Genomic DNA, 13,084 nt, shown 5'->3' with positions numbered 1-13,084 from the left:
TTCCAGAATGCGGTTCCATTTTCCGGTAATTACGAAGATCTAATTCTATAGGAACCCGGCATTCAATAGCATCACGGAGCCGTTCGACTTCCTGTCGATCGGTCTCTGAACCTTGAAGAAACCGACAGTTTCGCCCGAGGATTTCCTCTCGTTCATAACCCGTCAGCTTGAGGAAGGCGTCGTTCACAAACACGATCGGATTGTCGTGCTGGCCAGGGTCGGTGATCAACATCGGCATCCGAGTCGCACGGACAGCCCCAGCGAACGGGTCGGAACCCGGCTCAGGACGTGCAATCTCGGCATCAATCCGAGCTTCCTCGCGGCGGTCGGTCAAGTGTATCTCTTTTGTTCTCGCGGCCCTTCTATCCCATGACTTTCCTAGAGGCGAGAGGGGGATTTCACACTTTCGTGTCAACTTTTTCTACTAACTACGTGGTCAAATCATACCGGTATTTGCCCTAGTACACCCCCATCGTTTCCGTAGGCAGCCCACCGGGCGAGGGCGGCTTCAGCCTCGGCCCGGTTGTCGCGGATGCGATAGACGGTGCCACGCGAAATCCCCGTGGCCTTGGCGACAGCCTGGACGGCCTCGCCGCTGTTGAGGCGGTCTACGACCTCCACGAACTGGTCCCGCGTGTAGGAGGGCTTCCGGCCGAGGTAGGCGTCTTCCCGGCCCTTGGCGTGCTCGATGCCGGCCTTCTGCGCTTCCTTGATGGCCTCGGCCTGGGCTTGGGCGGTGGCGGCCATGAAGCCGATCAGCGCATCGCGCACAGCCATCTGCACAGGGTCCGTGGTCGCGCCGTCGAAGGTCATCCCATTGATGACGGTGCGGACGATGACGCCCCGGCGCATGAACTCCCGGATCGTCTCGGTCACGTCCTGGTAGTTGCGGCCGAGCCGGTCCACCCAGCGGACCACGAGCACGTCGCCCTGGCGCAGCATGTCGAACAGGCGGCGCCCCTGCGGACGATCCGCGAGGACGGTGGCGACGCCCGACACCCCCTCGTCAGTGACGACGTGATCGATCTTGAAGCCGGCAGCCTCGGCCTGAGTCCGCTGGTGAGCGGCGGTCTGATCGGTGGTCGACACGCGGGCGTAGAGGACGGTCTGCATCGGGGCGTCTTTCTGTCCGTAAATACTATGTCCACATAAAAGCATGTCCGTATGGACAAGACAACCCATGTGGACACGAAATCCCTCCCATTTTCTCTGTCCTCTAAGGTATACCCTAACGGTCAGTGCAAGGGTTGCGCAGGCTGCATGGAGTGTGACTGAGCCGCTCTTGGACACCTGATGACCAAAGCGGACGTGTCCCACTTTTGCAAAATCTACCTGTGGTTGAACAAATTGGCAAAATTGATTGAATTTTACCAATCTTTCCCCGATCTAACGTGAGCAACACGCGAACCGCAGGACCGAGAGGATCGGGCCCGATCCGGAACGGGTGACTCGGTTTCGGAACGCTCTATGTCTATCTCCTCGCATCAGGTGCGCCCCGGGCTCGCATTCCCGAAGCCACGGCCAGCCGCGGATGCCCTACAGATCTTCGTGCTGGTGGGTGGTCTGCTTACAGTCGCCATCATCTGGGCCGGGCTGCAGTACCATCTTCACCTGCGCCAACAGTCCGTTCAGGAACAAGCGACCCGTGACGTCGTCAATCTGTCGACTGGGGTCGAGCAGCATGTCGGGCGCCTGATTGCCGATATCGACCAAGTCATTCGCTTCATCACAGACGATTTCTACCGCGATCCAAAAGGGTTCGATTTCAACTCATGGATGCAGCAATCGACGTCGTTTAAAGAGGTCATGCGCCAAATGTCCCTGTTCGACGAGAATGGGGATCTCATCGCTTCGCGCAAGCCGCTGCCCCCTAGCATAGCCCGCGTCAACGTCCGGGATCGTGAGTACTTCAAGGCCCTCGCGGCGAGCCCCGACCGCGGCCTCTACATCGGCCAAACCATGAAGGGACGCGTTACTGGCGACAACGTTCTCCCGACGGCACGGCGTCTCAACCATCCTGACGGGCGCTTTGCGGGCGTCATCGTCGCCTCGATCGATCCCGATTATCTCGCCAGCCAGTTCCAGGACTTCGATCTCGGACTGCAGGGAAGCATCGCTCTCATCGGCAAGGATGGGTTCCTACGGGCTCGATCGCCTCAAATTGCCGGCATGTATGAGCTGAACACCAGCACCACCCTCGACGTGCCCAGCGAACTCTTCGAGCAATTACAGAAAGGAGCGGTGGGCTCGTTCCAGATGACGAGCCCCTACGATCGCGTCACCCGCATCTACGGCTACCGCCCCGTTGGGTCGCTGCCGCTTATCGTCAATGTCGGCAAGTCGCTCGACGAGGTCATGGCACCCCTCGCCGAAGAACGTCTGCGTGTTCAGGTGGCTGGAGGCGTCGTGACGGTGCTGCTGCTGGCCGCCCTCCTCACTGTGATGCGGGGCTTGGAGCGCGGTAGCTGGCAGCGGGCGGCCCTAGCGCTGGCCAACGAGACCCTGGCCGAGAAAGAGGTCGTCGCCCGCCAAGCCGAGAGCCAGGCGCAGGACGCCAACCGCCTGCTCAGCCTCGCCGCTCAGATCGCCCATATCGGCCACTGGCGCATCGACCTGCACAGACAAACCGTTTCCTGGTCGGACGAGGTGTTCCGGATCCATGGCCGCGACCCCGAGGAGGGGCCGACACCCGTCGACAAGGCGATCGCGGCCTATCATCCGGACGACCAGGACAAGGTCGCGCACTGCGTCGCGGACGCGATCAAGACCGGCGAGAGCTTCTCATTCTCGGCCCGCATCGTGAACGCTGACGGAAACCTGCGCGATGTCGTCTGCCGGGGCCTTTGCGAACAGGATGGAGCTGGCGCCACGACGGCCGTGTTTGGGACCATCATGGATGTCACTGACCTGCGCCAGACGGAGCGGGCGGTAATCGACAGCGAGGCGCGCTACCGACTCCTGGCTGATCACACCAGCGACATGATCGTCCAGATCGATCTCGACAGCACTCGCCGTTACGTCTCGCCCGCCTCCCAGGATCTCCTCGGCTACGAGCCCGAGGAATTGATCGGGACGAAGCCCATTGACATGGTCCATCCTGACGATCAGCCCGGGGTCGCCGCCCTGCTCGCGGAACTCGCGGACGGCCGGCGGACCCAGGCGCTGAAGCGCCAACGCTACCAGCGCAAGGACGGGACTTACGTCTGGGTCGAGGTCGGCTACCAGATCATTCGCGACACAACCGAACAAGCCGTCGGCTGCGTCGCCTCAGTTCGGAACATTACGCCCCGCGTGGAGGCCGAGCAGCGCATCCGTGAAAGTGAGCACCGCTTCCGCCTGCTGGCCGAGAACACCAGCGAACTGATCATGCTCGGCCACGACGACGGCCGGCGCTCGTACATTTCGCCGGCGTCCGAGCGCCTCCTCGGCTACACACCCGAGGAACTCAGCGCGATGCGGCTCAGCGAGTACGTCCACCCAGACGATTTGGAGACGCTCTACACGGCGACGCGCTCCCTGATCGGGGGTCGGTCGGAGGCGACGTGCGAATACCGCTCGCGGCACAAGGGGCAGCGTTGGATCTGGGTCGAGGGCGTGTTCCGGCGCATTCCGGACGCCCAATCGAACGAGCCGACCATCGTTGCGACTTTCCGCGACATCTCGGAGCGCCGGGCGCAGGGCCAAGCCCTGGCCGATGCCAAGGTCGCCGCCGAGCGCGCCAACGCGGCCAAAACCGAGTTCCTGGCCTCCATGAGCCACGAGATCCGCACGCCGCTCAACGCCATCATTGGCTTCACCGACTTGATGATCAGCTCGGGCCGGCTGCAGCCCGACCTGCAGCGTCAGGCTGAGTTGGTGCGCACGTCGAGCGCGCACCTGCTCACGGTGGTCAACGACATCCTCGACTTCTCCAAGGTCGAAGCCGGCGCCATCGAGCTCGATCGACAGGCCTTCGACCCGCGGGCCCTGATCTACAACAGCCTCTCGATCGTCCGCGGCGCGGCGGATCAGAAGGGTCTGGAGATCCGGGCGGTGATCGACCCGGCCTTGCCCAAGGGGCTGGTGGGCGACGAGGCGCGGCTGCAACAGGTGCTGCTCAACCTCCTCAACAACGCGATCAAGTTCACCCAGCGCGGCTCCGTCACCCTGAGCATCCAGCACGGCGGCGCAACTGAAGCAGGCGAGCGCCTGCGCTTCAGCGTCTCCGATACCGGCATCGGCATCGGCAAAGACAAGCACGACCGCCTGTTCAAGCGCTTTTCGCAGGTCGATGGCTCAATCGAACGGAATTTCGGCGGTACTGGCCTCGGTCTCGCCATCTCCAAGCAGCTCGTCGAGCTGATGGGCGGCGAGATCGGCGTCCTATCAGAGGTCGGCGTCGGCGCGACGTTCTGGTTCTCGGTGGTACTGCCCCGCGGTGTGGTGGCGCGGACGATCGCCCTCGTCACGGACGCACCGGCGACGCGGCGCTCCGGCCATCTGCTCCTCGTCGAAGACAACGTGATCAACCAGGAGCTGGCGCGATCCGTCCTCGAGGTCGGGGGCCACACTGTCGATGTGGTCGCCGACGGCGAGGATGCTATCCGGGCGGTGGAGCAGGGCCGCTACGACCTCGTGCTGATGGACGTACAGATGGCCGGCATGGACGGCATGACTGCAACGCGACGCATCCGAGCCCTCGGCATGGCCGCCTCGACGATGCCGATCATCGCCATGACCGCCAATGTGCTCGCGGAACAAGTCCAGAGCTTCCGCGCGGCCGGTATGGACGACTACATCGGCAAGCCGTTCAAGCGGGCGGAACTCTACCAACTGATTGATAAGTGGCTGGCCTGGGGCGCTGGAACGGCACCGTCCAACGTGGCCGTAGCCGAGAGCTATTCCGGCCTCTTCGACCAGCAGAGCTACGACGAGATCGCGGCGCTCGTCAGCCCCGAGCGGTTGGTAGGTCTGTTGGAAACTCTCCGCGACGAGCTGGCCAGGAGCTTCCTCGGAAGCAGCGCCTCGGCCGAGGACCGCGAGCAGCTTCGTTTCGAGGCGCATAGGCTATTGGCCTCCACTGGCATGCTCGGCTTTTCGGCGCTCTCCGACGCCTGCCGGGACCTGGAGAGCATCAACGAGCAGCGCGTGGCCCACGAAGGGTCAGAGGTGTTCCAGGAACGACTGGAGCAGGCCCGCTCGCTCTGCCGCCAGACGGACGCTGCAACGCTAGTCCTGTTGCAGAAATCGAGACACGCACAATAGGTGCAACTTTTGACCTCTGAAACCAATCTGACGAGCGTCAAACGCACATTTTCTGGGGCATTGGAAGAACCGTAGCTGACGGCGCACGTATCAATTTGAGTTTTAATACGCCCAATCTGCGCAGAACCATGGCTCTCTTCTGTTATTGCTGAAATCCGCATGGCTATGCCCCAGCGGACAGGAAATCATTCCATAGATATGACACCATGACACCCGACAGACAGTACGGCCCTTGGGCGCCCGGCCTCGATCCAGGCGAGCGCCGCGCCCGACTCTGATCCATGAAGACGGCCGCCCGCCTGATCGCCGGCCAGCGAGCGGCCTCCCTGGTCTCACTCCTGGCCAGGGCCGAAGACGACGAGTCCGCCCTGGTGCTGGCCGCCGACGCGCTCGACAGCCTTGCGCCCCTGGATCGCCGCCGCGTCATCGCGGCATACGGCGGGGCCGCGTACCCGGCTGCAGGAACAAGAGGCCAGGAGCGCCCCTTCTCCCACATCACCCCTCGTCCGCCGGCCCGCCATGATCCGCTTCGCGCCACTCGTCGTCACCCTCGCACTGATCGCATGGTCGCGTGATGCGGAGGCTCAGGACTTCAGCGCCATCCGCGTGGAGAACGCCATCCGGGACCAAGCCTCGGCACAGCGACAGCAGGCAGAGTCCCTTCGGCGGATTGAAGCCATCCAGCGCGACCAGGCGCGTCGGGTGGACAACGACCGCCACAACGCGGAACGTGACGGCCGCTCGATGCGGCGCTTTGATCGGTAACGCTGTGCATCACGTCAGTTCTCACGACGCCAAGATCGTGGCTCACTCCCTCCAAGCCGGTCTCCGCTCAGCCATCCCGCTCCCGAATGATGACGCGATGGCCATCGCTTTCATGAAAGCCATGGATCGGGAAGGCGGCCTGCAAGGGGGCGCAATCGTGGTGGGCCAGGAGGGCGAGCAGGAGCAGGACGTGGAGCGAGCCGGCCGCGCTACACCGCAGATTGATCCGTAGCAGGGTCGCACATCACCTGATCGGCAATCGCCCGCCGAAGCTCGGAAATGGCCCGCTTTGGGACAAGGAGTGCAACCTCCCGACCATCCGGCGACGTGAACCGCAGCACAACCGTATTACCGCCGTCGATATCATCGAGGTTCGTGAACGCAATCACGGGCAGCACGGTGGGTCGCGGGTCATCGAACATGGAAACGCTCCGCACGGCGCCTTGTCGCGCAGCGGGTAGCTGCCACTCAACCTTTAACGCTCGAGCCCGTCAGATGGTCCGCAGCGGCACGGTGCGCTCGCGGTGGGCCAGCACGTCGAGCAGGGCCAGGAGCCCCTCGGCCGCGTCCCGAGCGGTGATCTCGACATCCCGCATGCCGGCGAGCGCGGCGTGATTGCCCAGATCGAGCATGGTCTCGGCGAACTCCCCCACCGTCCTGGCTAGGTCTTCCACTTCGACTCCTTCGATCCCCTCGACGTTGCGCATGTCGTCCCCCTGACCTCGATGGTCACGGCAAGATCAGCATGAAAAGAACTAATCAGCAAGAGCAGGTTCCATTTCGGGTACCTGTTTTTGTTTGTGGGTGCAAGTGGTAAGATCCTGCAAGTTCATAGATTTGTCGGTTGCTTGCTTGAATTGTCGTGCAACGCAAACGCAACGTCGAGTTTTTTTATTGAAAGGGGGCCGCGGGGTCGGAAAGGCCGTTCAGAAGTTCGACCCCTAAAAGAATTTTAATCGGCGCACACCCTTGGGATGTATCAGGGGGCCGGTTGAAACAGGGCAGATGCCCTCGCATCAGGGGCAGGCCGACCGGCAGGCAGCGGCAGGCGCCGAGGCGCTCGACCGCCAGCGGGTTGGGTTCAGGCTTCCGGCCAGGTGGTGGGAGTGGCAGCGGCAACACAATCAACGTCCATATGACCGTAAACGGAGCCGGTGAGGACCAGGATGGGTTGGCTAGTAAGATTCAACGGCACATCACGGAGGCTTGGAACTTTCGATCACATGGTCTTGAGCCGGAACTTACTTGACGATGGCGAGGCGGGTCGTGTGCTCGCCCCACATGGTCACTAATCTTTATTCGCTAAGAGGATCCTTTGAACAACCTGCAGATCGCCGCGATAGCGCCTACGAGGCAAGCACCTGCCAGTGCCGGAATATCCTTCCGCCTCAGTGACATCCACAAGATCATGAAAGGGCGCTACGGCGGGCCATGTCGAACCGCTCACGCCGAACGCTACATCCTGGCGGCCATCCCCGAGATGATCCCCAGAGCGCGCTCCTGGCGGTACGCCGTATCTTGGGCACGCGACTGGGTTCCGGATCTCCTCGAGGAGAAGGGCGAGGAATTCATCCACGCCGCATGGGCCAGGATCGCGGCGCGCAAGCGGCGTCACCTGACCACGGACCAGTTGTCGAGGCTGCTCAAGGTTACGGACGATGAGCCCGCCGACTTGGGGCTCAGGTGTATCCCGTCAGCGAGCCGGAACGCGAAGGCCAGGGCGACCGAGCGCAAGGCAAAGAACGCCTCGGCCGAAGCGGCACGGCGCCTCCGGAAGAAGCCGGACCTCACGCCCCGTGAGCAGTCCCTGACCGCGACCAAGCCGTGGGAAGCCGCCGGAGTCAGCCGATCGACGTGGTACGCAAAGCGCAGGGCCGGCACCCTCCAGGATGTCGCGAACACGCAAGAAGTGGCCGATCTGGACGGTTTCGTGTGCATCGTTTCCGACACCGCACTTGGACAGGAACGTGGACACCCGATCCCCTTGGACCCCTCGCGGTGCATTTCCGGCGAGGTGAAGCCTCCAGGTCGGGTAACGGCCAACACCCCAGCATCCGCCGAGCGGGTCGCGCCGGATGTGGCGGCAAACGAGAACGTGCCGGCCGCGGTGGCGGCCTAACGGGTCGGTTGCGAGGCGCCATGGTCTCGACTGTCATCACCTCCAGCACGGGCGGCATCGCTTCGCTCGCATCAGAAGAAGAACCCGATGTGAGGGAGCGTCCTCCTGGACTTGCGCAGCGCTACCGGAGCCGTGATCGCCCCCCCCTGTCCGCAGTCACCTCCGGCGGTTGGAAAAGGCAGGCGCTTCCAAACTCATGGTTTCGATTTTGATCGAGCCGCAGGCGAGCGAAACCTTTCCGTGGCCACTGCCCTCGGAAAGACGATGTGGGACGGCGATCGTAGTAAACCTGTCCTGTCAGCCTGATGGTCCACAAAAAGGCCCCCTTTAATAACCCGGAATACGGCACTTCAAGATCAAACCCCTGCAAAATCAATACGACACGTAAGAATAAATAATCCCATTTTCGTTCGTATTGGGAACAAAAAGCCGAGCATACATCAACGCCAAGGTTGGGCAGTTCCGCCCGGCGGCCGGCTTGGAGTCAGTCGAGCAACTGGGTCCGCGTCCAAATGGGCACATCGACTGGATGGCGCCGGCGCGATGATCCGTGCCTGGTGATCGCCGAGACACCCGCCAGGCGGGCCGCCCTGGTACTGCGGAAGCGGCTGGGCGACGACTTCGACGCCTTCGTTACCGAATCGAGCTCGCACGAATCCCAGTGGACGAGGCCGCCGAACGCATCCACCAGAAATACGGGATGCAGGCGGCCTTGAGGGCGGCCGAGGCCGCGACCCTGCCATCGCCGGAATAGGAAGAAGAGCGGGCGATCTTGGCCACTTACGGGTTCGTTGTCCCGCTTGGGGAGCGGCGGCAAGCCGAACTGAACGCAGGAGCCTTGTGAGCCGCCGAGCGGCACCAGCCGTTGCCGATGGTGCTCCCGCCACCGTCGCGCCGATCCTGAGCAAAGCCTGACGATTGGTGGCCCTAGGCAACGCACTCGCCCTCACCGGCGAGCGCCCGGTGCCGCCACCCGCTCAGATTCTCGCAGGCCGACCCCTTGAAGGCGACCCTGCCGTCCCGGCAGCTCCGCGCCGGTACTCTCTCGCTCGGTTTTCCCCGAACTTAACACCCTCATATCCGTGGGGTGAATCGTTTTGCACCCTACCCCCCCGGCCACGGGCGCCTGTCCCGTTGCGCCTCGGGCGTCACCGAGCTTGCGCTGGCCGCGCCGCATCCACGCCTGCCACTCGCGGCTGATGACGCGGACCAGGTTGGGACTGTTCTTCCGCCCCTCGTACCGGCGCTCTTCGATGGTCAGCAAGCCATCGCCCTCGGCGAGGCGGATGGCGGCTTGAGCCAGGCGACGGCAGACCCCGGCTCGAGCAGCGATGGCGTCAACGCACAGCCCGCATACGCCCTTCGCCGTCACCTCGTTGGCGACGATGCGCAGGACGGCGAGCTGGCCAACGGTGAAGCGGCTGGCGAGAGCCGGTGGCATCGGGCCAGAGCAGGCCAGCAACCGGCGACGGTCGCGGGAGGCGGCCTTGTCGGGGCTCGCCACATGTCGGCGAGATGGAAACAGGCTCGCCCGACCTGCCGGGATGCCGACCGGCACAATGCCTTCACGGATCGCGCTACGGCGCCCGTGGAGGCGTTCGGCGAGGGCCTGGGCCTCCTCGTCGGCCAAAGCCCCCGATCCGTGCCCCTGCCAGACCTGGCGGGAGAGGTCGTCCATCTGCGCGAGCGTCCGCGCGTCCTCGATCGCGGCCTTCATGGCGGCGTGAAACATCGTCCTCGTACCCTTTCGGGCCGCGGGCAGGGTCCAGACAAAGCTCACCCGTTGCCGGAACTGCGGTTCCGACTTGACTCCCGAGAGGGAGCATGGCTTGTGAGGGGAGTTCAGTCGCGCCTCACAGCGCCTTCAGGTTTTCAGCAGCCTCGACCTTGCCGGGTCGGGGCTGTTGGCTTTTCAGGGTCTATCTCGCGGCGGTGATCTCCATCGTGCCGGCGACTCGCTTCCGAGCCACAGGCTCACGCGCAGTTAACGCATGAGTCGCGGAATACGCAAATCATAGCTCAGGGCGGGGGCGCGACTTGGCCCTGACAGTATCGTTTGCGTGATTTCAAGCAATTTGCAAATGGAATACTGTCCCGGCGCAGCGGCTTGGCTCATCTGCGCTCGGCTGACGTTGAGGCGGCTACTCGTGGCCAATAGAGGTGCACACCATGCTGGCACCATCTCGACGTCGTAACGTCTTGCTATCAAGACGCCTAGCCGTTTCGCTTTTGTGACGGCTCCGCGTCATGCCGGCTTGAAGCCTGGATCTCCTGCCGTCTCAGTGCCCGTGCCGGCGCAGTACGTCCCGAATGGCTTCCTCGGCGAGGGCTTGCGCCGTTGTGTCGTGATCGAGGGCGATCTGGCGAAGCGCCTTCCGCTCGGATGGCGTCATCCTGACGATGATCTGGACGCGGTCGTCTGCCTTCCCGGCCTTGGGTTCCGCCGGGGCCTGCACCTTCACAGGCTCGACCGGCTCGACCTTCCGCGCGAGACGATCTGAAAGGCTTGTCAGCGCCATCCGTTCCTTGGCCATCCGTCACCCTCTCAGCTTGATCTGGATTTCAGCCCACAAGGCCGACACCTCGCCGGCCGCTCGGCCGTCGGGCTCGTATTCGTTCACCGTCTGCCCGCCGATAACGGCGTGGGACATCGCCACCCGTTGCGAGATGACCGAGTCGGCCACCGTGGCGCCCATCCTCACCAGGGTCTCGCGGGCCTCGGCGACAATGGCCGGCTCGCCCTGCCCCGTGCGGGGAGGGGCGTGGTTGATGACCGCGAGAGGCGTCTTCCCGACTCGATGGGCGAGATCGAGGGTGGTCGCGACCGCGGCGAGATCGAACGGTCCCGGTCGCGTTGGGACCAACACCAGGTCCGCTACCCGCATGGCCTCGGCAATGGAGTTCTCGGCGTGCGGAGGGGTATCCACGATGGCGAAGGCCACACCCTCGCTTCGGGCCGCCGGGAGGATCTTGGCGAGTTCCCGGGCGTCGCACTCGACGAGGGCCGGCGTGTCTCCCTCCCGAAGATCCCACCACCACTTCAAGGACCGCTGCGGGTCGGTGTCGAAGAGCAGGACTGGGCGCTTGGGGCCGGCCGCAATGACGCTCAGGTGCGTCGCCAGCGTCGTCTTGCCGACGCCCCCCTTCCGAGCCGCTATCGTGATGGTCTTCATGCAAGCAGTCCCGACTCAGTGCCGCCTACCATGCTCAACGTCATCTTAACGGGCGGTCAAGAGCGCAAGATATGGGGCCGCCGTCACGTCGAGACTTCTACAAATCTTGACGGCTTGATAGCAAGAGGTCAGGCGTCTCGATCTGCCGGCAGATCGGGTGGCGGGTGCGGAGGACGGTCCAGGTCGCCGTACTCGACGCGGCATCCCGGCCGCATGCCGGACCCCTTGTCCTCGAGGCGGTGGCAGGGCGCGGCGAGGGCACGGCGCACCATGTCGAGGTCAGCCGCGGCGCCGAACCGCTCGGCCAGCCGGGCCAGCCGGTAGCGGCCTCGGCGGCCTGGGCAGAGCCCGCACCGGAGACGCACGAGGACGTAGGGGTAGTCGGCGAGTGTCTTGGGGAACCGCATGCGCCGGCCGCGACATTAGAACGAAGCGGGAACAGGTAGCAGTTGGATCGGAGCCTGCAAGGGCACCAGCTTCACCGACGCCGCAGGTCGATCGGTGGCTACTAGTCCTTGGTGATCTCCGGCAGCGGTGCCTCAGCGGTGAAGACCACACCCCGTGGGCGAAACTCGATCTCGGCCGCGCCGCCGATCTCGGCTGCCAGTGCTCGCTCGATCATTCGCGACCCGAACCCTGTGCGGGTCGGTGGAGACACCTGAGGGCCGCCGACCTCCTGCCACTGAAACCAGAAACGAGCCTGATCCAACTCTTCTGCAGCATTCCAACTCACGATCACACGGCCCTCGTCTTTCGACAGAGATCCATATTTCACCGAATTCGTCGCAAGCTCATGGATCGCCAGTGCGAAGGCCAGTCCCACACGAGGCGCAACGCGTAAAATGGGACCACTGATCTTGAAACGGTTGCTTTGTTCAACACCGAACGGGTGCAAGGCCCCAAGGATGACTTCCGTCAGGGTTGCCCAATCGCCGTCTCCACGCGCCAGCATCGTTGTTGCGGCCGATAAGGACATCAGACGCGACTCCATCGCTTCCTGTGCATCCTCCAGAGAGGATGCACTTCGCAGCGTTTGACGGGAGATGGATTGAACGGTCGCCAAGGTGTTCTGGATGCGATGGTTCAGTTCGCCCGCCAGTAGGTCGCGATGTTCCTCGGCGCGCTTGCGGCCCGTGATGTCCAGGCTGATCCCAGCGATACTCAAGGGGGTGCCATCAGCCCGGTAGGATGCCTGTCCACGCAATTGGAGCCAGCGGATCTGGCCCAGCGGCGTCACAACCCGCACCTCGATGTCGTAGTCGGAATGCCCAGCAATCGCGGCATCCCTCGCGGCCAACTTTCTAACCCGGTCCTCTGGGTGAACCGCGGCAAGCATATCGTCATAGGTCAAAGGGTCTTTCGGCGAGCGGCCGATGTTTTCCTTGAACCTGTCGGATGCTATCAACCGCATCGCATCCAAGTCGACGGTCCATGCGCCAAGACGACCAGCTTCGAGGGCAAATCGAAGACGCTCCTCACTCTGGACCAAGTCCTGCGAACGCTTCGCGGCCTCCGCTTCGAGCGCATCGCGGTCGCGCTGAAGACTTACAAGCCGATCTTTCTCCAAGCTCACGTCAAATTGTGACGCAAAAAAATATGTTAAATCTCCGTCGCCGTCGAACACAGGCGACACGAGAAGCCGGTTCCAGAATGCGGTTCCATTTTTCCGGTAATTACGAAGATCTAATTCTATAGGAACCCGGCATTCAATAGCATCACGGAGCCGTTCGACTTCCTGTCGATCGGTCTCTGAACCTTGAAGAAACCGACAGTTTCGCCCGAG

General features: G+C 63.3%; 13 protein-coding genes. 4 read left to right on the top strand and 9 right to left on the bottom strand.

What is annotated here, in order from left to right; all coding sequences use genetic code 11:
- A partial coding sequence (locus ASG59_RS19900; RefSeq protein ID WP_156399200.1) for a PAS domain-containing protein occupies positions 1–334 on the bottom strand: 334 nt, incomplete at its 3' end.
- A gap of 107 nt (positions 335–441) precedes the next feature.
- Positions 442–1,113 carry a recombinase family protein gene (locus tag ASG59_RS09640; protein ID WP_056408602.1) on the bottom strand — a complete coding sequence of 224 codons (672 nt, stop codon included), beginning with the start codon at positions 1,111–1,113 and terminating at the stop codon, positions 442–444.
- 354 nt (positions 1,114–1,467) lie between these two features.
- Between ASG59_RS09640 and ASG59_RS09635 the strand changes: the two genes are divergently transcribed.
- From ASG59_RS09635 to ASG59_RS21425, 3 genes are all read left to right on the top strand, one after another.
- The gene (locus ASG59_RS09635; protein WP_056408600.1) at positions 1,468–5,244 is read left to right on the top strand and encodes a PAS domain S-box protein; all 3,777 of its coding nucleotides are present in this window, start codon (positions 1,468–1,470) and stop codon (positions 5,242–5,244) included.
- Between the two features lie 519 nt (positions 5,245–5,763).
- Positions 5,764–6,009 (top strand): hypothetical protein, encoded by a 246-nt coding sequence (locus ASG59_RS09630; RefSeq protein ID WP_056408595.1) that lies wholly within the window; start codon positions 5,764–5,766, stop codon positions 6,007–6,009.
- A 97-nt stretch (positions 6,010–6,106) separates the two neighbouring features.
- Positions 6,107–6,241, top strand: a complete 135-nt coding sequence (locus tag ASG59_RS21425; RefSeq protein WP_277996110.1) for a hypothetical protein — start codon at positions 6,107–6,109, stop codon at positions 6,239–6,241.
- On the opposite strand, the gene ASG59_RS21090 is transcribed toward ASG59_RS21425, so the two are convergent.
- Both ASG59_RS21090 and ASG59_RS09620 read right to left on the bottom strand, forming a co-directional pair.
- Entirely contained in the window at positions 6,219–6,431 is a 213-nt protein-coding gene (locus ASG59_RS21090; protein WP_156399199.1) for a hypothetical protein, read from the bottom strand. The two genes, ASG59_RS21425 and ASG59_RS21090, sit on opposite strands and share 23 nt — an antisense overlap.
- A 69-nt stretch (positions 6,432–6,500) precedes the next feature.
- A complete protein-coding gene (locus ASG59_RS09620; RefSeq protein WP_056408590.1) occupies positions 6,501–6,716 on the bottom strand; it encodes a hypothetical protein in 216 nt (71 codons plus the stop codon).
- Positions 6,717–7,324: 608 nt separating this feature from the next.
- On the opposite strand from ASG59_RS09620, the gene ASG59_RS20485 reads away from it, so the two are divergent.
- Positions 7,325–8,128, top strand: coding sequence for a hypothetical protein (locus ASG59_RS20485; RefSeq protein WP_156399198.1), 804 nt, complete (start codon positions 7,325–7,327; stop codon positions 8,126–8,128).
- A gap of 946 nt (positions 8,129–9,074) precedes the next feature.
- Here the strand turns inward: ASG59_RS20485 and ASG59_RS09610 are convergent.
- The 5 genes from ASG59_RS09610 to ASG59_RS09590 form a co-directional block, all read right to left on the bottom strand.
- Positions 9,075–9,860 carry a hypothetical protein gene (locus ASG59_RS09610; protein WP_244475686.1) on the bottom strand — a complete coding sequence of 262 codons (786 nt, stop codon included), beginning with the start codon at positions 9,858–9,860 and terminating at the stop codon, positions 9,075–9,077.
- A gap of 547 nt (positions 9,861–10,407) precedes the next feature.
- Complete coding sequence (locus ASG59_RS09605) at positions 10,408–10,662, bottom strand: ribbon-helix-helix domain-containing protein (protein WP_056408583.1); 255 nt, start codon at positions 10,660–10,662, stop codon at positions 10,408–10,410.
- A 3-nt stretch (positions 10,663–10,665) separates the two neighbouring features.
- Complete coding sequence (locus ASG59_RS09600; protein WP_056408580.1) at positions 10,666–11,301, bottom strand: ParA family protein; 636 nt, start codon at positions 11,299–11,301, stop codon at positions 10,666–10,668.
- A gap of 128 nt (positions 11,302–11,429) precedes the next feature.
- Positions 11,430–11,708 carry a hypothetical protein gene (locus ASG59_RS09595; protein ID WP_056408578.1) on the bottom strand — a complete coding sequence of 93 codons (279 nt, stop codon included), beginning with the start codon at positions 11,706–11,708 and terminating at the stop codon, positions 11,430–11,432.
- A gap of 101 nt (positions 11,709–11,809) precedes the next feature.
- Positions 11,810–13,084 (bottom strand): HWE histidine kinase domain-containing protein (locus ASG59_RS09590; protein ID WP_056408606.1); only part of this gene is annotated, 1,275 nt, incomplete at its 5' end.

This window comes from Methylobacterium sp. Leaf466 (assembly GCF_001425565.1).
Classification (GTDB): Bacteria; Pseudomonadota; Alphaproteobacteria; order Rhizobiales; family Beijerinckiaceae; genus Methylobacterium.
Note: the sequence above shows the minus strand (reverse complement) of the source record. Positions and strands in the feature narration are given on the sequence as shown.